This window comes from Pseudoflavonifractor sp. MSJ-37, from assembly GCF_018917965.1.
Classification (GTDB): Bacteria; Bacillota; Clostridia; order Oscillospirales; family Oscillospiraceae; genus Pseudoflavonifractor_A.
Window position 1 is genome coordinate 65,023 of sequence record NZ_JAHLPP010000002.1, and the last position, 20,327, is coordinate 85,349.

Below are 20,327 nucleotides of genomic sequence, written 5' to 3' on the forward strand. Positions count from 1 at the left end.
GGGAGGCGGCATCATGAACGACGAAAACACCGTCCTGCGGGTGGAGGACCTGCGGGTCCAGATCGAGACGGACACCGCCACCCTGGATATCCTCCACGGCGTCAGCTTCGACATCAAGCGGGGCGAGACCCTGGGCATCGTGGGCGAGTCCGGCTGCGGCAAGAGCATGACGGCTCTGGCCATCATGCGTCTGGCCCAGAAGAACGTGAAGGTCTCCGGCAAGATCGAGCTCTGCGGCGAGAGCCTGCTGGACATGGATATGAAGCAGTTCCGCGCCATCCGGGGCAACCGGATGTCCATGATCTTCCAGGAGCCCATGACCTCCCTGAACCCGGTGTTCACCGTGGGCCACCAGCTGATGGAGGTCTTTCGGCTCCATCAGGGCCTGAACAAGAAGGAGGCCCGGGCCAAGGCCATCGAGGCCCTCCGCATGGTCAACGTGCCCATGCCGGAAAAGCGGGTGGACTGCTATCCCTTCGAGCTGTCCGGCGGCCTGCGTCAGCGGGTCATGATCGCCACGGCTCTGGCTTGCCGCCCCGAGCTCCTGATCGCCGACGAGCCCACCACCGCCCTGGACGTGACCATCCAGGCCCAGGTGCTGGACCTGATGTGCAAGCTCCGGGACGAGCTGGGCACCGCCATCGCCTTCATCACCCATGATCTGGGCGTGGTGAGTGAGCTGTGTACCCGCACCATCGTCCTCTACTGCGGCGATATCATGGAGCAGGGCACGACGGAGGACCTGTTCACCAAGCCCCTGCACCCCTACACCGAGGGTCTGAAGGCCTCTCTGCCGGAGCGGGGCGACCGGGGCCGGCTCCAGACCATCCCCGGCGCGGTGCCCTCCGCGCTGGACTTCCCCAAGGGGTGCGTGTTCGCCCCCCGCTGTCCCTACGCCACGGAGCGCTGCGCTCAGGCCAAGCCCCCCCTGTACGACATGGGCAACGGCCATACCGTCCGCTGCTTCCGCTATGAGGAGGTGTCCAAATGATGGAACAGACCGAGCAGCGCAAGATCCTCCTCCAGGCCAGAGACGTGTGCAAGTGGTATCCGATCAAGGGCCTGTCCTTCGGGCCCAAGCGCCATGTGCAGGCCGTGGACCATGTGAGCTTCGACCTCTATCAGGGCGAGATCCTGGGTCTGGTGGGCGAGTCCGGCTGCGGCAAGACCACTCTGGCCCGCACCGTCCTCCGGCTGATCGAGCCCACCTCCGGTTCGGTCCTGTTCGACGGCAAGGACCTGATGGCTCAGAGCAAGGGCCAGATGCGGGCCCTGCGGAAGGACATGCAGATCGTGTTCCAGGATCCATACAGCTCCCTGCACCCCCGGATGACCGTCCGGCAGATCATCGAGGAGCCCATGAAGATCCAGGGCCTCTACCCGGACGCCGCCCAGAGAAAGGCCCGGGTCAGCGACCTCTTGAAGATGGTGGGCCTGAACGACAGCCATATGGACCGCTACCCCCATGAGTTCTCCGGCGGTCAGCGCCAGCGCATCGTGATCGCCCGGGCCCTGGCCACCGAGCCCAAGCTCATCATCTGCGATGAGCCTGTGTCCGCCTTGGACGTGTCGGTCCGGGCCCAGATCCTCAACCTGCTCCGGGACCTCCAGGAGAAGCTGAGGCTCACCTACCTCTTCATCAGCCACGACCTGAGCGTGGTGGAGCACCTGTGCGACCGGGTGGCCATCATGTATCTGGGCCATATGGTGGAGCTGGGCAGCAACGAGGACATCTTCGGCCACGCCCTGCACCCCTACACCAAGGCTCTGCTGTCGGCGGCTCCCCAGGTGGGCCAGTTCGGCCGCCGGGACCGGATCCTGCTGGAGGGCGACATCCCCAGCCCCGCCGATCCCCCTTCCGGCTGCCGGTTCCGCACCCGGTGCCCTTACGCCGCCGAGGGCTGTTCCCAGGTCCCCCAGTGGGAGGAGTACAGCGAGGGCCACTTCGTCCTCTGCCACCGCTTCCGGGAACTGGACCAGCAGGGATGACCGCACCACTCCACGATATCAAGACCGCCGCGGATCGAGATCGTCCGCGGCGGTCTGTTGCGTCTTTATCGAAAACATCCTGTATGATCTGGCCGATATATCCCATTATCGAATATCCCTCTCCCAGTCATTGACAGTCCTTCTCTGGAAACGTATGATAAGACCATAGCGTTCAACATCGGCCAAGGAGGATGAGAAGAAGATGGGAACGACGGAAGAGTTCGACCGGGTGGTCGAGCGCCGGGGCACCGGCGCCATCAAATGGGATGCCGTGGACGCATCCTTCGGCGGGCAGGACCTGCTCCCCATGTGGATCGCGGACATGGACTTCCCCGCGCCGCCCAGGGTCCGGGAGGCCCTGTCGGCCCGGGTAGAACAGGGGGTCTATGGCTACAGCCGGCTCAGCCCCGCCTACTACGACGCGGTAATCCGCTGGATGGACCGCCGCCATCGCATCCATGTGGAGCCGTCCTGGATCTGCTTCGCCGCCGGTGTGGTGAGCGCTCTGGGCATCGCCGTCCAGGCCGTCTCCGAGCCGGGGGACGACATCCTGATCCCCAGCCCGGTGTACGGGCCCTTCTATAAGGCCGCGGAGGACTTCGGCCGCCGGGCCGTCTCCGTCCCGCTGGCCCGGGATGGGCTGGACTACCGCTTCGATCTCGCCGCGCTGGAGGAGGCCGTCGGCCCCCGGACCCGTGCCCTGATGCTCTGTTCCCCCCACAACCCGGTGGGCCGGGTGTGGGAACGGCCGGAGCTGGAGGAGCTGGCCCGCTTCTGCCGGGTCCACGGTCTGGCCGTGATCGCCGACGAGATCCACAGCGACCTGGTGTTCCGTCCCCACACCAGCTTTTTGGGGCTGGATCCGGAGATGGACGCCCGGACCATCCTCTGCACCGCTCCCACCAAGACCTTCAATCTGGCCGGGATCCAGGACTCCAACATCATCATCCCGGACGCCGCTCTGCGCCGCCGGTACAAGGCCATCGCCGCCAAGTCCCACGCCATGCCCAGCGCCTTCGCCGAGGCCGCCGTGACCGCCGCCTATGACCAGTCCGAGGACTGGCTGGAGGCCCTGCTGGCCTATCTGGCCGGGAACATCGACCTCTTCTGCGGCACCATCCGGCGGGAGCTCCCCCAGCTCCGGGTCCAGGCCCCTCAAGGCACCTATCTGGTCTGGGTGGACTGCTCCGGTCTGGGGCTGGAGCCCGACGCTCTCCAGCGCTTCCTCGTGGAGGAGTGCCGTCTGGCCCTGTCCGACGGCCGGGACTTCGGGCCCGACGGCGCGGGCTTCGTCCGGGTGAACCTGGCCTGTCCCCGGTCCATGGTGGAGGAGTGCCTCCGCCGTTTGAAGGCCCATCTGCGCTGACCCGCGCCGCTTCCGCCGGACGCCCAAAGAGCGGAAGCGGCCTGCATCATCCGAAAACATGAGAGAAGAGAGGACTGCGACTATGGAACAGAATGCCCTGAAGCTCCCCGCTGATTTCGAGACTTATGGCCAGGCCCGTCAGGCCGGCTTCCTGCGCATGAAGGAGCTCAAGGAGAAGGGCGCCCGTGTGGTGGGCACCTTTTGCAGCTTCGTGCCCACGGAGCTGATCTACGCCGCCGGAGCCCTTCCGGTGGGCCTGTGCGCCTTCACGGAGGAGCCCATCCCCGCCGCCGAGGCCGTCCTGCCCCGGAACCTGTGCCCTCTGATCAAGGCCAGCTACGGCTTCGCCCTGACCGACACTTGCCCCTATTTCTACTTCTCCGACCTGGTGATCGGCGAGACCACCTGCGACGGCAAGAAAAAGATGTTCGAGCTCATGGATGAGATCAAGGACACCTATGTGATGCAGCTCCCCCACCGCCGGGATGAGCGCGCCCTGGCCTTCTGGCGGGAGGAGATCATCGCCCTCCAGCACAAGCTGGAGGACTTCTACGGCATCACCATCACCGAGGCCGACATCCGGGACGCCATCCGCCGGAAGAACCGGGAGCGCCAGGTCATGCGGCAGTATATGGAGCTGGGCCGTCTGGATCCCGCCCCGCTCAGCGGCTATGAGATGGGCACCCGGGTGGACGCGGGCAGCTTCTCCTTCGATCTGGAACAGCGCTGTGCCGAGATCGAAGCTCGCACCGCCGAGGTGATGGCCGACTGGGAGGCCAACTACAAGGGCAGGCCCACCGACCGGCCCCGCCTGCTGGTGACGGGCTGTCCCAACGCCGGCGTCCGGGACAAGATCATCAAGACCGTGGAGGAGCTGGGGGCCGACGTAGTGGCCTTCGACACCTGCAACGGCATCCGGGAGAAGGTGGAGCCGGTGGACGAGTCCGAGTCCGACGTGTACACCGCCCTGGCCCGGAAGTACCTGAACATCAACTGCTCCGTCATGAGCCCCAACGAGAGCCGCCGGACCTATCTGGGGCAGATGATCGACGACTACCGGGTGGACGGCGTGATCGAGATCATCCTCCAGTCCTGCCACACCTTCGACGTGGAGTCCCACCTGATCCGTCGCTATGTGACGGAGGAGAAGGGGATCCCCTATCTGGGCATCGAGACCGACTACTCCCAGTCCGACAAGGGCCAGATCGGCACCCGTCTGGCCGCCTTCCTGGAGACGATCGACAAATGAGCGTGTTCACAGGCATCGACATCGGATCCACCGCCACCAAGGTGGTGGTCCTGACCGACACGGAGCTGGCGGACTCCTTCGTCCTCCCCACGGGCTGGAGCAGCAAGGACACCGCCGCTCTGGCCGCTCAGCGGCTGGCAGAGGACGGCTTCCCTGTGGCGGAGAGCCGGGTCATCGCCACGGGCTACGGCCGGGTGGCGGTGGACTATGCCGCCAAGACCGTCACCGAGATCACCTGCCACGGCCGGGGCGGCTGTGCCCTGCTGGGCCATGACGGCACCATCATCGACATCGGGGGCCAGGACACCAAGGTCATCACGGTGGAGGGCGGGCTCCCCTCCAGCTTCCTCATGAACGACAAGTGCTCCGCCGGCACCGGCAAGTTCCTGGAGATCATGGCCAACCGTCTGGGCGTGGGGCTGACCGAGCTCTTCCAACTGGCGGAGCGGGGGACCCCTCTGGCCATCAGCTCCATGTGTACCGTCTTCGCCGAGAGCGAGGTCATCAGCCACATCGGCGCCGGGGAGCGCCGGGAGGACATCGCCGCCGGTGTGGTGGAGTCGGTGGTCACCAAGGTGGCGGGCCTCTGCTCCCGCCACACCATGAAAGGGGACCTGCTCCTGACCGGCGGCCTGTGCGACAGCGCCTATCTGGCCGCCCGCCTGTCCGACAAGCTGGGGGCGGAGGTCCACACCCATCCCATGGGACGATACGCCGGCGCTCTGGGCGCCGCCCTGATCGCCCGCGGGGGAAAGAAGGGACGCCGATGATCTTCCTGGTCTTTTTCACCACCACCCATTCCATGCGCGGCGAGTCCGAGGCCAGGAAACAGGGCCTCTCTGTGACCATGATCCCCACGCCCCGGGGCGTGGCGGGAAGCTGTTCCCTGTCCCTCCGCTTCGATGGGGCCGACCCGGAAGGGGACGGCCGGGCCTTCTGCCGGAGCGTCGGCGCCCCCTGCGCCCTCTACCGGCAGGAGGATGGCGGGGACCTGACCCTTCTGGAGGAGCGGCCATGATCTATCTGGATGCCGCCGCCACCAGCTATCAGAAGCCGCCGGAGGTCTACGCCCGGGCCGGGGCGGCCATGGCCTCCCTCTGCGCCAATCCGGGCCGCTCCGGCCACCGGCCCGCTCTGGAGGCCGGCCGTGCGGTCTATGCCGTCCGGGAGCAGGCGGCGGCTTTCTTCGGGGTCTCCGACCCGGACCGGGTGGTGTTCACCTCCAACGCCACCGACGGACTGAATCTGGCGGTCCAGGGCATGGCCCGCCCCGGCGGGCATATAGTCGTGACCTCCATGGAGCACAACTCGGTCCTGCGGCCGGTGGAGGCGCTGGAGGCCCGGGGCGTGTCCCACACCGTGGTGTGGGGCGATCCCGTCACCGGGGCCGTGACCGCCGGACAGATCGAAGCGGCCCTCCGGTCGGAGACCGTCCTTGTGGTCTGCACCCACGCCGCCAACACCACGGGCACCCTCATGCCCATTCGGGCCATTGCCCAGGTCTGCCGCCGCCGGGGCATCCCCTTCCTGGTGGATGCCTCCCAGAGCGCAGGGACCTATGCCATCCCCATGGAGGAGTGGGGCATCGACCTGCTGGCCTGCCCCGGACACAAGGGCCTGCTGGGCCTGCCCGGCACCGGGCTCCTCTGTCTGGGACCTGGGACCGCCCCCGCGCCGCTGAAGCAGGGCGGCACCGGGAGCTTCTCCATGGAGCTGGACCAGCCCGCCGCCCTGCCCGACCGCTACGAGAGCGGCACTCTGAACACCGTGGGCATCGCTTCCCTAGGCGCGGGACTGGCGTGGCTCACCGCGCAGGGCCCTGAGCACGTCCGCCGGCGGGAGGAGGCCCTCTGCGCCCAGCTCCTGGACGGCCTGGCGGATATCGGGGGCATCCGGGTCTACGGCCCCCGGGACGCCGCCCAGCGGGCGGCGGTGGTCCTGCTGGACGTCCCCGGCATGGACTGCTCCGAGGCCGCCTTCCGGCTGGACCGGGACTACGGCATCTGCGTCCGCTCCGGGCTCCACTGCGCCCCGCTGGCCCATCAGACCGTGGGCTCTGGTCCGGCGGGGGCCGTCCGGCTGAGCCTTGGCCCCTTCAACACCGCCGATGAGATCGGCCGGACCCTGGAGGCCCTTTCCGAACTGGCCAGGCTGGGCCGGAGCCGTTAGGCGCGGGCCTCCCACCAGCGGCGAGCCTCTTCCAGCAGTTCCATGGCTTTGAACTTCACCACATAGCCCTCGCTCTCCCCGGTGACCAGTGCCACCTCCCGCTCGCTCAGCACATCTGACAGGCCGGCGGAACCGGAGCACTCCGTGACGGAGCCCAGACACAGGGGCGGGAAGACCACACACCACCAGTTCTGGCCGTCCCCCTCGCCGATCTCGATCCGCAGGGCGGTGTAGGTCCCGGCGGGCAGGGCGAAATCCTGATAGGTCTTTGTGGGGAACCAGACATCGTGCTCCAGCGAGGCCGTCACCGGATAGGAGAAGCCCTCCCGGGCCACCACCTCCGCCCCGGCGGCGGCCAACTCCGGGAGGGCGGCGCCCATGAGCGCCTCCGCCTGCTCCCGGTCGGCCTCCGGCGGCACCAGCCCGTCGGCGGCGGAGAGGACCGCGTCCCGGACCTCCCGCTTCAGGGCCTGGTCCGCCGGATCGTCCGAGTTGGCCAGCACATGGAGCCGCACCACTCGATCTGCCAGAGCGGCCTGCTCCGCATCCAGCCGGGTTCCCCAGAGGGCGCTCACCGCCGCCGCCAGCAGGAGCGCCAGCTCCCACCGGCGGAGCCGGTCCCGTTTCCTTCCATATGTCAGTCGTTCTCCTTCCATCCCGTTGCCCCCCTATGTCAGTCGTGTGCCTCTATCCTGTCCAAGGAGGAGGGTCCCCAAACAAGGATGGCATAAAAACTGCCCAGGCCGTTGGTCGGCCTGGGCAGTTTTGTTTGTTCAGCCGCTCATCCATCCGCGTCTTTCTCCGGCTCCGGCGGGCGGCGGGAGCGGCTGGCGATGCCGCTGATGTAATCGTGATAGGCTTGGCGGATGGCCCGCAGGTCCCGCTTGCGGATCAGCACCGTATCTCCGTTGGAGAGGGTGAAGTCCGTCCCGACGGACCGGATGTAGTTCATGTTCACCAGATAGCTCCGGTGGCACCGCAGGAAGCAGGGGGCGTCCAGCTCCCGCTCGATCTCCCCAAGCTTCTTGTAGATCGTATGGATCTCGCCTCCGGTCCGGTGGAGGATGCACTGGGAATTCCGGCTCTCCACATAGAGGATCTCCCGATACGGCACCCGGATCACCCGGGTCCGGCACTTGACCGGATAGGTCCCATCCAGGATGGCCGCCGTCACCCGGTCCATCGTGCGGACGAAGGTGGCCCAGCTGTAAGGCTTGAGCAGGTAGCCCGCCGCCCCCACCTCGAAGCTCTTGGGCGCGAAGTCCAGCGTCCCGGTGCAGAACAGGATCGTGCCCGGATAGGCCCGGTCCCGCAGTCTCCGGGCCACATCGATCCCCAGCGAGAACTCCATATAGATGTCCAGCACGACGATATCGTACCACTCGCCGTCGCAGACCTCATACCAGAGGGCCTCTCCACTCTCGAAAGGGACGCACTGGTAGGAGATCGCCCGCAGGCCGCAGTATTCTTTTAGATAGTCCGACAGGAACTCCCTTTCGATCTCCGAATCATCACATATCGCGATCCGCAGCACAGGTATCGCATTCCTTTCCGTTTCGTTCTCGAACTCTGCATTATGCAAAATGCGGTGTCATTTTCACCGGTTCTTTTTCCATTTTCATCAAATCGGACCCCATCCTCTTCGCTCATGCTATCCTCTCCACATTGGCTTCCTCCTCATTTCTGGACTGGATGAGGGGAAGCGAGAATTTGGAACGAGGAGGAGACCGTCATGGTCCGGTATCACACGATCAAAGAAGAGTTGTATTCTGAGGCAGTGGGGCATTACTCTGCCTTCGGGATCCTTGTCCAGGACTCCGGGCACCCAAGCCAGTACATACCAGATATCTTTCTTCAGGAGGAACAGGCTGATGCCTTTGTCGAGCAGATCAATGCGCTCCAGCTCTCTCCGGTCCACTTGATGGATGTGATCATGGATACTCTGGGCGTGTGACCGCCCATCCCATGCATATGGCCGCGGAGATGTCCGCAGGAGATCGTTCTGCAGACCCGCGGCCATTCTGTATTTTTATTATCCGATGATCCCGGACCCGAATTCCATCGGATCCTGTCGGATCCGGCCGGTCAGTCCAGGAACTGGATGGCCGCGCCCAGCACGCCCGCGCCGATGTAGACGCTGAGGGTGGCGTCGATCTCACCGTCCCAGAAGTGGGCGGACGCCGGGAATGCCGCATCCACCTTGCCCTTGAGCTCCGCCATCTCCTCCGGAGCGCCGCCGTTGGCCACCGCCAGATTGTACCGATGTCCCGGGCCATGCTCGGCCATCCGGGCCTGGAGCATCTCCAGCAGCTTGCCCTGGACCGCCTTCCGTCCCCGGACCTTGGCCACGCTGGTGAGCTGGCCGTCAGCGGCGAAGCCCACGATCGGCTTGATGTTCAGCATCGTGCCGGCAAAGGCCGTCATCTTGCCGATGCGGCCGCCTTTCTGGAGGTATTCCAGTGTGTCCACCGTGAAGTAGGGGAAGGTGTTCTTCAGCAGGAAGGGCACCCGCTCGCCTACCAGCGTGTCCCAATCCATGCCGGACTGGATATCCTCCCACAGCTGGAGGAGGGTGATGCCGATGCCGAGACTGCCGCTCAGGGAGTCGAACACGGCGGTGGTCAAGTCCTCCCGCTCCGCGCAGTGGAGGCGCACCATATTGTAGGTGCCCGACAGGCCGGAGGACAGATGGATCGCGATGACCCGCTCATATCCCAGCGCGGCGATCTGATCCAGGGTCTCCTTCACCTCGCCTCCGTCGGGAAGGGAGGTCTGAGGCAGCTCTCCCGCCCTCTGGCGGGCATAGATGTCCTGGGCGAAGATATCCACGCCGTCCCCATACTCCGCGCCGTCCTGACAGCGGATCTTCAGGGGCACCACGAAGATAGGCGTGCCCGCCCGCTGTGCCGCCGACAGGTCGGCGCAGGAATCGGTCAGGAGAGCGATCTTCTGGGGATCATGCTCAAAACAGGTGTGCTCCATTGACAAGTTCATCATCCTACCCTATAATAGCGTCATAAAGTCACATAACATCGTTATGTGATCGTTCTGTAACGATTATACGGCCAGGAAGGGTCGGTGTCAAGCAAAAAGGAGCGGTATGATGGAGTACAGTCAGCGGCGGAAGGAGCAGGCCCGCCATACCGAGGAGGCCATCCTGCGGGCGGCAGTGGATCTGCTCCGGCAGGAGCGCTTCGACCGGGTGTCCGTGCGGGACATCTGCCGGGCGGCCGGGATCACCACTGGCGCGTTCTATCACCACTTCAGATCCAAGGATGAGCTGCTCCGCCGGGGATTCTCCCCTCTGGATTCCTATATGGAGGAGGCCCTGGTCCCCCATGAGGGGGAGCCGCCGGTCCGGCGGCTCCAGGTCCTGCTGACCAGCTACACCGCATTCATGGAGCACATGGGCTGGGAGCTGTTGGCCCAGTACTACCAGCAGCGGCTCTCCGCCCCGGACAGCCGCTCGATGGATGAGAGCCGCTTCGCCCTCCGAGCTATGCTGGCCTGTCTGCGTGAGGCCGACGCGGCCGGGATGCTGGCCGGCGGCATCACGCCGGAATGGGCGGCGGACTTCCTGTTCCGCCATTTCCGGGGGGCCGTGATCGACTGGATCCTCCACCAGGGGAGCTACTCTCTGTCCGAGAAGCTGGAGCAGGACTGCCGCCTCTTCCAGGGGCTATTCCAGGGGCCGGGCTGAGCCATGTCCGCCCTCCGCGGGGAGGCGTTCCGTCCCGGAACGTCTCCCCGCTTCTTTTCGTCCATTTTTCTCTATCATTTCCCCGGTGGATATGGTATCATAGAAAAGATTTTGAACACTTTTTTAACAGATAAAGGAGATCGACGATGATAACCGTTTCCGACCTGACCCTCCAGTACAGCGGGCAGCCCCTGTTCTCTCACGTGGACCTGCAGTTCACCCGCGGGAACTGCTATGGCATCATCGGCGCCAACGGCGCCGGCAAGTCCACCTTCCTGAAGATCCTCTCCGGGCAGCTGGAGCCCACCAAGGGCGAGGTCTCCATCCTGCCCAACGTGCGGATGTCCATCCTGAAGCAGGACCAGAACGCCTATGACGCCTTCAACGTGATGGACACGGTCATCATGGGCAACCAGCGTCTCTACGACATCGGCAAGGAGAAGGAGGCCCTCTACGCCAAGGAGGAGATGACCGAGGAGGACGGCATCAAGGCCTGCGAGCTGGAGGAGGAGTACGCTGAGCTGGGCGGCTGGGAGGCCGAGAGCGACGCCTCCCGGATCCTCCAGGGCCTGGGCATCGGCACCGAGTTCCACTACAACGACATGGCCACCCTGGACTCCCGCCTGAAGGTGAAGGTCCTGCTGGCCCAGGCTCTGTTCGGCAACCCTGACATCCTCCTGCTGGACGAGCCCACCAACAACCTGGACATCAACGCCGTGAACTGGCTGGAGGACTTCCTGCTGGATTTCGAGGGCACCGTGATCGTGGTATCCCATGACCGCCACTTCCTCAACACCATCTGCACCCATATCGTGGACATCGACTACAACAAGATCAAGCTCTATGTGGGCAACTATGACTTCTGGTACGAGTCCTCTCAGCTCATGCAGTCCCTGATCAAGAACCAGAACAAGCGCAACGAGGAGAAGATCAAGGAGCTCCAGGACTTCATCGCCCGGTTCTCCGCCAACAAGTCCAAGTCCAAGCAGGCCACCGCCCGCCGGAAGCTGCTGGACAAGCTGACCGTGGAGGAGATGCCCGCCTCCTCCCGCCGCTATCCCTGGGTGTCCTTCTCTCCCGAGCGGGAGGTGGGCAAGGACATCCTCTTCGTCACCGACGTGAGCAAGACCGTCGACGGCGTGAAGGTGCTGGACAAGGTGTCCTTCATCGTGGGCCGGGACGACAAGATCGCCTTCGTGGGCGACAATGAGAACGCCCACACCGCCCTCTTCAAGATCCTCACCGGCGAGCTGGAGCCCGACGAGGGCACCGTGAAGTGGGGCCAGACCGCCTCCTTCTCCTATTTCCCCAAGGACAACACCGCCTATTTCGAGGGCCACGACGAGAACCTGGTGGAGTGGCTCCGCGAGTTCTCCCCCGACCCCCACGAGAGCTATCTCCGGGGCTTCCTGGGCCGGATGCTCTTCTCCGGTGACGACGTGTATAAGAGCGTGAAGGTCCTCTCCGGCGGCGAGAAGGTCCGCTGTATGCTCTCCCGGATGATGCTCTCCGGCGCCAACGTGCTCCTGCTGGACCAGCCCACCAACCATCTGGACCTGGAGTCCATCACCGCGGTGAACAACGGCCTGGAGGCGGTGAAGTGCAATGTGCTCTTCTCCTCCCATGACCACCAGATGGTCCAGACCGTGGCCAACCGCATCTTCGACTTCACCAACGACGGCAGACTGATCGACCGGAAGTGCTCCTACGACGACTATCTGGCCAGCCAGAACGCCGACGCGTGACCGCATAACATCGTTATGTGACCAGACCAGCCGGGAGAAGGGCCTTTATGGGGTTTGCTTCTCCCGGTGATATGTGATAGAATGAGACCGACGGCCGCCGGGCGCGCCGTTTTGGAGGGATCGGCATGGAAGAACTCGAAGAACTCAGGGACCGGATGGAGCGCCAGCGTCCTGTGGCGTGGGAGAGCTTCCCCGACATCGGGCTCTACATGGATCAGGTCATCTCCTACCTGCCCCGGCAGCTGGTCCACTACGGCGAGGGCGACCTGCTCACCTCCGCCATGGTGAACAACTATATCAAGGACGGTCTGCTCCCCCGGGCGGAGGGGAAGCGGTACTCCAAGCCCCATCTGGGCTATCTGACGGCGATCTGCGTGCTCAAGCAGGTCCTGTCGGTAAAGGAGATCAGCCGCCTCCTCACGGCCGGCCGGAAGCGGAAGAGCTCCGACGAAGAGCTCTACGCCTATTTCTGCCGCAAGCTGGACGCCGCCCTCACGGAGACGGCGGAGCACATCCCCACCGAGGGGGAGGACACGGACCTCCCCCGTCTGGCCCTGGACCTGGCCCTGCGGAGCTATGCCGACCGGCTGGCCTGTCAGCGGGTGCTGGACATCCTGGCCCAGCGTTCCCCGGAACCGGAGCGCTCTGGCCGGAAGCGGGAACGCGGCGGGAAGTAAGCCCCGGCGGGCAGACCGGACCGAAACAGGAGGGTCTCCCATGAGCGAATACGCTATCGTCACAGATTCCGCCGCGGATATGGACGCGGCGATGGCCCAGGAGCTGGGCGTCACGGTCCTGCCCCTGTCCTTTACGATCGAGGACCACACCTATGAGGACCACCCCGACCGCCGGGATATGCCAATCGAGACGTTCTACGCGAAGCTGAGGGCCGGGAAGATGGCCACCACCTCCGCTGTGAACGTGGCCCAGTTCACCGACGCCATCGAGCCTCTGCTCCAGGCGGGGAAGGACGTGCTGGTGCTGGCCTTCTCCTCCGGCCTCTCCACCACCTACAACTCCTCCGCCATCGCCGTGGAGGAGCTGCGGGAGAGATATCCGGAGCGGAAGGTGTTCACGGTGGACACCCTCTGCGCCTCCATGGGGCAGGCTCTGCTGGTCTGGCACGCGGTCCGGCTCCAGCGGGAGGGGAAGACCATCGAGGAGGTCCGGGACTGGGCTGAGGCCAACAAGCTCCAGCTCTGCCATTGGGTGGCGGTGGACGATCTGGCGCATCTGAAGCGGGGTGGACGGATCTCCGCCACCACCGCCTTCGTGGGCGGGATGCTGAGCATCAAGCCCATCATCCATGTGGATGACGAGGGCCATCTCATCAACGTGGGCAAAGTCCGGGGCCGCCGGGCCTCGCTGGAGCGTCTGGTGGACGAGCTGGGGAAGCGGATCGAGCACCCGGAGGACCAGACGATCTTCATCAGCCACAGCGACTGTCTGGAGGACGCCAAGGTGGTGGGCGAGGGCGCCAAGGCCCGCTTCGGCGTGAAGGACGTGGTCTACGGCTACATCGGCCCCGTGATCGGCGCCCATACCGGTCCTGGCACGGTGGCACTCTTTTTCCTTGGAACGGAGCGATAACGACAGATGGAAGATATCAAATGGCTGGAGGTGGCGGTCGACACCTCCCATGACGCGCTGGACGACCTGACCGCCCAGCTGACCATGAACGGCGTCACCGGCCTCGTCATCGAGGACGAGACGGATTTCCAGCGGTTCCTGGAGAATAACCGCCAATACTGGGACTACGTGGACGAGGAGCTCCAGCAGAAGATGAAGGGCGTCTGCCGGGTGAAGTTCTACGTCTCTGACGACGCCGACGGGAAGGCCCAGCTGGAGAAATGGCTCTCCGGCATCGACGCGCCCTATACCACCGCGGCGCTGGGCGAGAACGACTGGGCCCACAGCTGGCAGAAGTATTATAAGCCCATGGAGGTCGGACAGCGGCTCTATGTGGTCCCCGAGTGGATGCGGGAGGAGCCCGTCCCCGCCGGCCGCACCGCCCTGTATCTGAACCCCGGCCTCACCTTCGGCACCGGCTCCCACGCCTCCACCCAGCTCTGCCTGGGAGGCGTGGAGCAGTATGTGGCTCCGGGGGACAAGGTCCTGGACCTGGGCTGCGGCAGCGGCATCCTCTCCATCGCCGCCATGCGGCTGGGAGCCTCTTCCGCCGTGGGCGTGGACATCGACCCCAAGGCGGTGGACGTGGCCTACGAGAACGCCGCCATGAACGACATCGGGAGGGGCCGCTATCGGGTCCTGGCCGGCGACGTGCTCAGCGACGAGGGCCTGGTGGACGAGCTGGCCGCCCAGCGGTATGAGGTGGTGCTGGCCAACATCGTGGCCGACGTGATCATCCCGCTCTCTGCCAAGGTGGACCGGTTCCTGGTCCCCGGCGGACGGTTCCTCTGCTCCGGCGTCATCGACAGCCGGGCGGACGAGGTGGCCGCCGCGCTGGAGAAGAACGGCCTGACCATCACCGACCGTTGGGAGAAAAAGGGCTGGGTGGCGCTGGCCGCCAAGGCCCGGTGATGACCCCACACGAGCGGGACAGCCTTATCGACGGCCGTCCCGCTCGTTTTTTCACGCTTATAGCTTATAGAAGGATGGAGGCAGAGGGACGATGGAGCACGAGCTTCTTTGGAAGGCGCTGGCGGTCTGGCTGGCGGCGGTGAACGCGGTCGACTTCGCCCTGATGGGCTGGGACAAGCGGCAGGCCAAACGGGGCGGCTGGCGGGTGCGGGAGCGCACGTTCTTCCTCTGGGCTCTGGCCGGCGGCGCTCCCGGCGCGATCCTGGGGATGCGGACCTTCCGGCACAAGACGAAGCACTGGTATTTCCAGTGGGGCCTCCCGGCGATCCTGGCCGCCCAGATCGCGGCGGCCGGGTGGCTGATCCTGCGGTGAGCGGCCTTTCCGACATAGGGAGGACGCATCTGAGCGCCATCGAGCGTGGGGAACGCAAACCGACTTTGGAAACGCTGTATCGGATCCGCCATGCTTTGGGTCTGCCTATGAGTCCGATCGTGATAGAGATAGAGATAGAAAAAGAAATCAGGAAAAATGGATGGAACGGATAAGCGGCCCTCACGGGCATGCTTATCCGTTTCGTTTTCATCGGCCGAAACGTCCCGGATGATCTGCCGTCCATCCGGGGATGATAGGACGGAGAAGCGCCGATCCGCGCATCGGAAGGAGTGGATGTCATGGTCTGCACCGTCACCCTCGACCCCGCCCTGGACTATCTGATCCAGGTGGATGCCCTGATCCCCGGCACCGTCCGGCGGGTCCGGGAGGCCAAGCTCCGCCCCGGCGGGAAGGGGATCAACGTCTCCGCCGTCCTGACAGCTCTGGGCATAGCAAACACCGCCCTGGGCTTTCGGGCAGGCGCATCCGGGCGGATGCTGGACGAAGCTCTGACCGCCGCCGGGCTCCGGACCCGGCTCCTGCCTCTGGACAGCGGAGCGACCCGGATCAACGTGAAGATCCGGGGCAGGGAGGAGACCGCGCTGGACGCCGCCGGCCCCCCGATCCCGCCGGAGGCGCTGGCGGTCCTGCTGGCGGAGCTGGACCGGCTGGGGGAGGGGGACGTGCTGGTCCTGTCCGGCTCGGTCCCGCCCTCGCTCCCGCCGGACATCTACCAGCGGATCCTGGAGCGGCTGGAGGACCGGGGCATCCGCGCCGTGGTGGACACCTCCGGAGAGGCCCTGCGGCTGGCCCTGTGCCGCCATCCCTTCCTGATCAAGCCCAACCAGCCGGAGCTGGAGGCCCTCACCGGCGGACCGGTCCGGGACGAGGCCGACCTGTGCGCCCGGGCCGCCGCCCTCCAGACCGCCGGGGCCCGGAACGTGCTGGTCTCTCTGGGGCGGGAGGGGGCCCTCCTGCTGGATGAGGACGGGGGCCGGCGGCGGGCCCAGGTGCCTCCGGGGGCCCTACAAAGCTCCGTGGGAGCGGGGGACGCCATGGTGGCGGGCTTCCTGGCCGGCTGGCTCCGCACCGGAGACTATCCCCATGCCCTCCGCTGGGGCGTGGCCGCCGGGAGCGCCGCCGCCTATGCCGGTGCGCCCCCCGCCAAGGCACAGGTGGAGGCCCTGCTGGCGGAGACCGTGCTCACAGACCTGTGGAAAGGATGAACCGTATGCATATCACCGAACTCCTGCCGGAGGAGCGCATCCGGCTCCGCGTCCCGGTCCGGGACCGGGACGCGGCCATCGACCTGCTCACGGACCTGCTGGCTCAGACCGGTGGGACGAAGGACCGCGCGGCCCTCAGGGCCGGGATCCTGGCCCGGGAGGAGCAGGGCTCCACCGCCATCGGGGGCGGCATCGCCGTGCCTCATGTGAAGAGCGCCGCCGTGGATGCCCCCGCGCTGGCCGCCCTGACCGTCCCCGGCGGGGTGGGGTGGGGCGCCCCGGACGGGGCCCCGACGGACCTGATCTTCCTGATCGCCGCCCCGGCGGATGGGGGAGAGACCCATCTGGAGCTGTTGGCCCAGCTCATGGGGATGCTCCTGGATCCGGCCTTCACCCAACGGCTCCGGGACGCTGAGCGCCCCGCCGCCTTCCGGTCCGTCATCGACGGGAAAGAGGAGGACGGCCGCGCCGCCCCGGCCCCCGGGTCCGGCCGTTCCGATGGAGCCCCCCGGATCGTGGCGGTGACGGCCTGCCCCACCGGCATCGCCCACACCTATCTGGCCGCTGAGGCCCTGGAGCGGGCGGGGCAGGCCCTGTCCATCTCGGTGAAGGTGGAGACTCAGGGCTCCGGCGGCGCCAAGCACGTCCTGACGCCGGAGGAAATCGCCGGGGCAGAGGCCGTCCTCATCGCCGCCGACCGGGAGGTGGACCTGTCCCGCTTCCGGGGCAAGCCCCTCCTGCGTGTGCCGGTGGGGGAGGGCATCCGCCGCCCGGAGGATCTGCTCCGGCAGGCCCCTTCCGCCCCGGTATGGCAGGGGGGCGGCCCCGCCGCGCCGCCCCCGGATGAAACGGCGGGACGGCGCTTCTACCAGCAGCTCATGAACGGCGTCAGCCATATGCTCCCCTTCGTGATCGGCGGCGGGATCCTGATCGCGCTGGCCTTCCTGCTGGACGACCCGGCACTAGGGTATGAGACCTTCGGCACCAACCGTCCCATCGCCGCCTGGTGCAAGGCGGTCGGCGGGACCGCCTTCGCCTTCATGCTCCCGGTGCTGGCGGGCTATATCGCTCTGGCCATCGGGGACCGGCCCGCCCTGATGCCCGGCTTCGTGGGTGGGGCGCTGGCCATGTCCGGAGCCACCTTCGCCCAGCCGGACGGGAGCGGCGTCTCCGCCGGGTTCCTGGGGGCGCTGATCGCCGGCTTCGCCGCCGGGTGGCTGGTCCGGCTCCTCCAGCGACTCTGTGGCCGGCTCCCCAAGGCGCTGGAGGGGATCAAGCCGGTGCTCATCTATCCGGTGGCGGGCCTCCTGCTGACCGGTCTGGTCCTCTGCGCCGTCGACCCGGTGATGGGGATGCTGAACGACGGGCTCTACGCGGCCCTGTCGGCCATGGGCCGGGGGAGCCGGATCCTGCTGGGCTTCACCGCGGCGGCCATGATGGCTATCGACATGGGCGGGCCCTTCAACAAGGCCGCCTATCTCTTCGGGACCTCTACGCTGGCGATGGCGGACCTCTCCGCCGGAGGCTCCGGCGTCATGGCGGCGGTCATGGCGGGCGGCATGGTGCCGCCGCTGGCCATCGCCCTGGCCGTGTCCCTGTTCCCGGACCGCTTCTCCCCGGCGGAGCGCCGCTCCGGACCGGTGAACTACCTGATGGGCCTGTGCTTCATCACCGAGGGGGCGATCCCCTTCGCCGCCGCCGATCCTCTCCGGACGATCCCCGCCTGCGCCGTGGGCGCCGGAGCGGCGGGGGCTCTGTCCATGCTGTTCGGCTGTGCCTCTCCCGCGCCCCATGGCGGGATCTTCGTCCTGCCGGTCATGGCGCGGCGGCTGGCCTTTTTCGGCGCGGTGGCCGCCGGTACGGCGGCGGGGGCGCTCCTGCTGGCCCTGCTGAAGCGGAGCCGCCCCCAGACCACGCACACATGATGAGGAGGAATGCTTATGGTATCCGCAAAAACTCGGATCGTCGACCCCATGGGGATGCATATGCGTCCGGCCCAGCGCTTCGTCCAGACGGTCATGCCCTTCGCCTGTGATGTGACCGTCTTGGCCAACGGCCGGGAGGTCGATGGCCGGAGCATCATGGACCTGATGTCGGCCTGTCTGAAGCAGGGGATGGAGATCGAGATCCGCTGTGAGGGCCGCCGGGAGGCGGAATGCCTCCAGGCCGCCGTGGCTCTGGTCGAGTCCGGCATGGATCGATAGTAGGGAGGAGCGCCGGATGGGCATAGAACTGCGGGGCACAGCCGCCTCTCCCGGGATCGGTCTTGGGACGGCCCGGACGGTCCGAATGCCGGACCTGGACTTCAGCGCCGTCCCCTTCCGGGGGGAGACGGCAGAGCAGACGCGGCTGGAGGAGGCCGTCCGGCTCTTCCTCCTTCGGACGGAGGATATGGCACAGGCACTGGGGGAGGAGCTGGGCGGGGAGGCCGTCGGGATCCTCACCGCCCAGCGGATGATGCTGGAGGACCCGGCCCTCCGGGACGCGCTCCGGAGGGCCATCCAAGAGGGGGCCTGCGCCGAAGCGGCCGTGGACCGGGCCTGCGGGCTCTTCCGGGACCGCTTCGCCGGACTGGAGGACCCCTACCTCCGCCAGCGGGCCGCGGACATCGAGGACCTGCGCCGCCGGATGCTGGCCCTCCTGCTGGGGCAGGAGGAGACCGACCTGACCGCCCTCCCGCCGGACACGGTGCTGGTCCTCCATGAGCTGACGCCCTCCATGACGGCGGGGCTGGACCGGGACCACATCGCCGCTCTGGTGGCCGAGACCGGCGGGGCGGCGGGACATGCCGCGATCCTGGCCCGGGCGCTGGAGGTCCCAGCGGTCCTTGGCATCCCGGGCGCTCTGGATCATATCCCGGACGGGACGCCTCTGGCCGTGGATGGCGGGAGCGGGACCGTCCTGCTGGATCCGGACGGGAGACAGCAGGCGGACTTCCAGGCCCGCCGGGAACACTGGATGGCCGACCGGGCTGGCCTGGAGGCCTACCGCCGGGAGGAGTCTCATACCGCCGACGGCCGGCCGATCGCGGTCCTGGCCAATCTCAGCCGTCCGGCGGACGCGGAGGCCGCCGCCCGTGCCTGTGCTCAGGGCGCGGGGCTCTTCCGCACCGAGTTCCTCTTTTTGGACCGGGCCGTCCCGCCTGCGGAGGAGGAGCAGTACCGGGCCTTCTGCCAGGCGGCGGACCAACTCCCCGGCCGGAAGCTGGTCCTGCGGACTCTGGACATCGGCGGGGACAAATCGGCTTCCTGTCTGGGACTGGAGCCGGAGGCCGACTCCTTCCTGGGCCATCGGGGGATCCGCTGGTGTCTGGACCACCCGGACGTGTTCCGGACCCAGCTCCGGGCCGTCCTCCGGGCGGCGGCCGAGCGCCCCGGCCTGCGGCTCATGTTCCCGCTGGTGGACGGTCTGGAGGAGCTCCGGGCCGCGAAGGACCTGTTGGCGGAGTGCCGGACGGAGCTGGAGACGGAGGGCATCCCCGTCCCCCGGGACCTGCCGGTGGGGATCATGGTGGAGACTCCGGCGGCGGCCCTCACCGCAGACCAGCTGGCCCGGGAGGCCGATTTCTTCTCCATCGGCACCAACGACCTGATCCAGTACACGCTGGCCGTGGACCGCGGCAACGCCCGGGTGGCGAAGCTCTATACCCCCTGCCACCCGGCAGTCCTTCGGCTCCTCCGGGACATCCTGTCCGCCGGACGGGCGGCGGGGATCCCGGTCTGCCTGTGCGGCGAGGCGGCGGCGGACCCCCGTCTGACACCGCTCCTGCTGGCCTTTGGACTGGAGGAGTTCAGCGTCAGCCCGCCAAGCATCCTGCCCCTCCGCCGCCGACTGGCCGTCTGGACCATGGAGGAGGCCCGCCAAGTGGCGCGGGAGGCGCTGGAACGCTCCGCCGCGCAGGAGATCGCGGCCTATCTGGAGCGCGTACTGCGGGCGTGAGGTCATGCTCACGCCCCTCTTGACGTTTCC

General features: G+C 66.7%; 22 protein-coding genes. 19 read left to right on the top strand and 3 right to left on the bottom strand.

The genetic code is table 11. The features are described from left to right. Positions 1–13: 13 nt before the first annotated feature. The 7 genes from KQI12_RS06150 to KQI12_RS06180 all read left to right on the top strand — a co-directional run bounded on the left by KQI12_RS06150 (position 14) and on the right by KQI12_RS06180 (position 6,773). The gene (locus KQI12_RS06150; protein WP_216571678.1) at positions 14–991 is read left to right on the top strand and encodes an ABC transporter ATP-binding protein; all 978 of its coding nucleotides are present in this window, start codon (positions 14–16) and stop codon (positions 989–991) included. Next, complete coding sequence (locus KQI12_RS06155; RefSeq protein ID WP_216571680.1) at positions 988–1,989, top strand: ABC transporter ATP-binding protein; 1,002 nt, start codon at positions 988–990, stop codon at positions 1,987–1,989. Before KQI12_RS06150 ends, KQI12_RS06155 begins: the two co-directional genes overlap by 4 nt. 202 nt (positions 1,990–2,191) lie before the next feature. After that, positions 2,192–3,355 (top strand): MalY/PatB family protein, encoded by a 1,164-nt coding sequence (locus tag KQI12_RS06160; protein ID WP_216571683.1) that lies wholly within the window; start codon positions 2,192–2,194, stop codon positions 3,353–3,355. Positions 3,356–3,437: 82 nt separating this feature from the next. Continuing rightward, positions 3,438–4,604, top strand: a complete 1,167-nt coding sequence (locus KQI12_RS06165; protein WP_216571686.1) for a double-cubane-cluster-containing anaerobic reductase — start codon at positions 3,438–3,440, stop codon at positions 4,602–4,604. After that, complete coding sequence (locus tag KQI12_RS06170) at positions 4,601–5,374, top strand: acyl-CoA dehydratase activase (RefSeq protein ID WP_216571689.1); 774 nt, start codon at positions 4,601–4,603, stop codon at positions 5,372–5,374. The genes KQI12_RS06165 and KQI12_RS06170 overlap by 4 nt, the downstream gene beginning before the upstream one ends. Then, positions 5,371–5,622, top strand: coding sequence for a DUF3343 domain-containing protein (locus KQI12_RS06175; protein ID WP_216571692.1), 252 nt, complete (start codon positions 5,371–5,373; stop codon positions 5,620–5,622). Before KQI12_RS06170 ends, KQI12_RS06175 begins: the two co-directional genes overlap by 4 nt. Next, positions 5,619–6,773 (top strand): aminotransferase class V-fold PLP-dependent enzyme, encoded by a 1,155-nt coding sequence (locus KQI12_RS06180; RefSeq protein WP_216571695.1) that lies wholly within the window; start codon positions 5,619–5,621, stop codon positions 6,771–6,773. The genes KQI12_RS06175 and KQI12_RS06180 overlap by 4 nt, the downstream gene beginning before the upstream one ends. Here the strand turns inward: KQI12_RS06180 and KQI12_RS06185 are convergent. Together KQI12_RS06185 and KQI12_RS06190 are read right to left on the bottom strand one after the other, a co-directional pair. Continuing rightward, complete coding sequence (locus KQI12_RS06185) at positions 6,770–7,429, bottom strand: stage II sporulation protein R (protein ID WP_216571696.1); 660 nt, start codon at positions 7,427–7,429, stop codon at positions 6,770–6,772. The genes KQI12_RS06180 and KQI12_RS06185 overlap by 4 nt on opposite strands. Before the next feature lie 125 nt (positions 7,430–7,554). Next, positions 7,555–8,307, bottom strand: coding sequence for a LytTR family DNA-binding domain-containing protein (locus KQI12_RS06190; RefSeq protein ID WP_216571699.1), 753 nt, complete (start codon positions 8,305–8,307; stop codon positions 7,555–7,557). 174 nt (positions 8,308–8,481) lie between these two features. Between KQI12_RS06190 and KQI12_RS06195 the strand changes: the two genes are divergently transcribed. Further along, entirely contained in the window at positions 8,482–8,727 is a 246-nt protein-coding gene (locus tag KQI12_RS06195; RefSeq protein WP_371817983.1) for a DUF6514 family protein, read from the top strand. Between the two features lie 131 nt (positions 8,728–8,858). Here the strand turns inward: KQI12_RS06195 and KQI12_RS06200 are convergent, their stop codons facing one another. After that, positions 8,859–9,755: a DegV family protein gene (locus KQI12_RS06200; protein ID WP_216571704.1), complete on the bottom strand. Its 897-nt coding sequence runs from the start codon at positions 9,753–9,755 to the stop codon at positions 8,859–8,861. Positions 9,756–9,873: 118 nt separating this feature from the next. Between KQI12_RS06200 and KQI12_RS06205 the strand changes: the two genes are divergently transcribed. The 11 genes from KQI12_RS06205 to ptsP all read left to right on the top strand — a co-directional run bounded on the left by KQI12_RS06205 (position 9,874) and on the right by ptsP (position 20,297). Next, complete coding sequence (locus KQI12_RS06205; protein ID WP_253290869.1) at positions 9,874–10,473, top strand: TetR/AcrR family transcriptional regulator; 600 nt, start codon at positions 9,874–9,876, stop codon at positions 10,471–10,473. A 146-nt stretch (positions 10,474–10,619) separates the two neighbouring features. Continuing rightward, positions 10,620–12,218 carry an ABC-F family ATP-binding cassette domain-containing protein gene (locus KQI12_RS06210; protein ID WP_216571707.1) on the top strand — a complete coding sequence of 533 codons (1,599 nt, stop codon included), beginning with the start codon at positions 10,620–10,622 and terminating at the stop codon, positions 12,216–12,218. 125 nt (positions 12,219–12,343) lie between these two features. Continuing rightward, positions 12,344–12,895: a DUF1836 domain-containing protein gene (locus KQI12_RS06215; RefSeq protein WP_216571710.1), complete on the top strand. Its 552-nt coding sequence runs from the start codon at positions 12,344–12,346 to the stop codon at positions 12,893–12,895. 40 nt (positions 12,896–12,935) lie between these two features. After that, the gene (locus tag KQI12_RS06220; RefSeq protein WP_216571713.1) at positions 12,936–13,808 is read left to right on the top strand and encodes a DegV family protein; all 873 of its coding nucleotides are present in this window, start codon (positions 12,936–12,938) and stop codon (positions 13,806–13,808) included. Between the two features lie 6 nt (positions 13,809–13,814). Further along, positions 13,815–14,759, top strand: a complete 945-nt coding sequence (gene prmA / locus KQI12_RS06225) for a 50S ribosomal protein L11 methyltransferase (protein WP_216571715.1) — start codon at positions 13,815–13,817, stop codon at positions 14,757–14,759. A 91-nt stretch (positions 14,760–14,850) separates the two neighbouring features. Continuing rightward, positions 14,851–15,132 carry a DUF1294 domain-containing protein gene (locus KQI12_RS06230; RefSeq protein WP_216571717.1) on the top strand — a complete coding sequence of 94 codons (282 nt, stop codon included), beginning with the start codon at positions 14,851–14,853 and terminating at the stop codon, positions 15,130–15,132. Next, on the top strand, positions 15,129–15,305 hold the full coding sequence (locus tag KQI12_RS12785; protein WP_371817984.1) for a helix-turn-helix domain-containing protein: 177 nt from the start codon (positions 15,129–15,131) through the stop codon (positions 15,303–15,305). Before KQI12_RS06230 ends, KQI12_RS12785 begins: the two co-directional genes overlap by 4 nt. A gap of 126 nt (positions 15,306–15,431) precedes the next feature. Beyond that, positions 15,432–16,358 carry a 1-phosphofructokinase family hexose kinase gene (locus tag KQI12_RS06240; protein ID WP_216571719.1) on the top strand — a complete coding sequence of 309 codons (927 nt, stop codon included), beginning with the start codon at positions 15,432–15,434 and terminating at the stop codon, positions 16,356–16,358. A 5-nt stretch (positions 16,359–16,363) separates the two neighbouring features. Continuing rightward, positions 16,364–18,283 (top strand): fructose-specific PTS transporter subunit EIIC, encoded by a 1,920-nt coding sequence (locus KQI12_RS06245; protein WP_216571721.1) that lies wholly within the window; start codon positions 16,364–16,366, stop codon positions 18,281–18,283. A gap of 15 nt (positions 18,284–18,298) precedes the next feature. After that, positions 18,299–18,562, top strand: coding sequence for an HPr family phosphocarrier protein (locus KQI12_RS06250; RefSeq protein ID WP_216571723.1), 264 nt, complete (start codon positions 18,299–18,301; stop codon positions 18,560–18,562). Between the two features lie 16 nt (positions 18,563–18,578). Further along, positions 18,579–20,297, top strand: a complete 1,719-nt coding sequence (gene ptsP / locus KQI12_RS06255; protein WP_253290870.1) for a phosphoenolpyruvate--protein phosphotransferase — start codon at positions 18,579–18,581, stop codon at positions 20,295–20,297. Positions 20,298–20,327: the final 30 nt, after the last annotated feature.

Coding starts and splice junctions, on each gene's coding strand:
- KQI12_RS06150 (WP_216571678.1), top strand. CDS start 14: ATGAACGACGAAAACACCGTCCTGCGGGTGGAGGACCTGCGGGTCCAG.
- KQI12_RS06155 (WP_216571680.1), top strand. CDS start 988: ATGATGGAACAGACCGAGCAGCGCAAGATCCTCCTCCAGGCCAGAGAC.
- KQI12_RS06160 (WP_216571683.1), top strand. CDS start 2,192: ATGGGAACGACGGAAGAGTTCGACCGGGTGGTCGAGCGCCGGGGCACC.
- KQI12_RS06165 (WP_216571686.1), top strand. CDS start 3,438: ATGGAACAGAATGCCCTGAAGCTCCCCGCTGATTTCGAGACTTATGGC.
- KQI12_RS06170 (WP_216571689.1), top strand. CDS start 4,601: ATGAGCGTGTTCACAGGCATCGACATCGGATCCACCGCCACCAAGGTG.
- KQI12_RS06175 (WP_216571692.1), top strand. CDS start 5,371: ATGATCTTCCTGGTCTTTTTCACCACCACCCATTCCATGCGCGGCGAG.
- KQI12_RS06180 (WP_216571695.1), top strand. CDS start 5,619: ATGATCTATCTGGATGCCGCCGCCACCAGCTATCAGAAGCCGCCGGAG.
- KQI12_RS06185 (WP_216571696.1), bottom strand. CDS start 7,429: ATGGAAGGAGAACGACTGACATATGGAAGGAAACGGGACCGGCTCCGC.
- KQI12_RS06200 (WP_216571704.1), bottom strand. CDS start 9,755: ATGGAGCACACCTGTTTTGAGCATGATCCCCAGAAGATCGCTCTCCTG.
- KQI12_RS06205 (WP_253290869.1), top strand. CDS start 9,874: ATGATGGAGTACAGTCAGCGGCGGAAGGAGCAGGCCCGCCATACCGAG.
- KQI12_RS06210 (WP_216571707.1), top strand. CDS start 10,620: ATGATAACCGTTTCCGACCTGACCCTCCAGTACAGCGGGCAGCCCCTG.
- KQI12_RS06215 (WP_216571710.1), top strand. CDS start 12,344: ATGGAAGAACTCGAAGAACTCAGGGACCGGATGGAGCGCCAGCGTCCT.
- KQI12_RS06220 (WP_216571713.1), top strand. CDS start 12,936: ATGAGCGAATACGCTATCGTCACAGATTCCGCCGCGGATATGGACGCG.
- prmA (WP_216571715.1), top strand. CDS start 13,815: ATGGAAGATATCAAATGGCTGGAGGTGGCGGTCGACACCTCCCATGAC.
- KQI12_RS06230 (WP_216571717.1), top strand. CDS start 14,851: ATGGAGCACGAGCTTCTTTGGAAGGCGCTGGCGGTCTGGCTGGCGGCG.
- KQI12_RS06240 (WP_216571719.1), top strand. CDS start 15,432: ATGGTCTGCACCGTCACCCTCGACCCCGCCCTGGACTATCTGATCCAG.
- KQI12_RS06245 (WP_216571721.1), top strand. CDS start 16,364: ATGCATATCACCGAACTCCTGCCGGAGGAGCGCATCCGGCTCCGCGTC.
- KQI12_RS06250 (WP_216571723.1), top strand. CDS start 18,299: ATGGTATCCGCAAAAACTCGGATCGTCGACCCCATGGGGATGCATATG.
- ptsP (WP_253290870.1), top strand. CDS start 18,579: ATGGGCATAGAACTGCGGGGCACAGCCGCCTCTCCCGGGATCGGTCTT.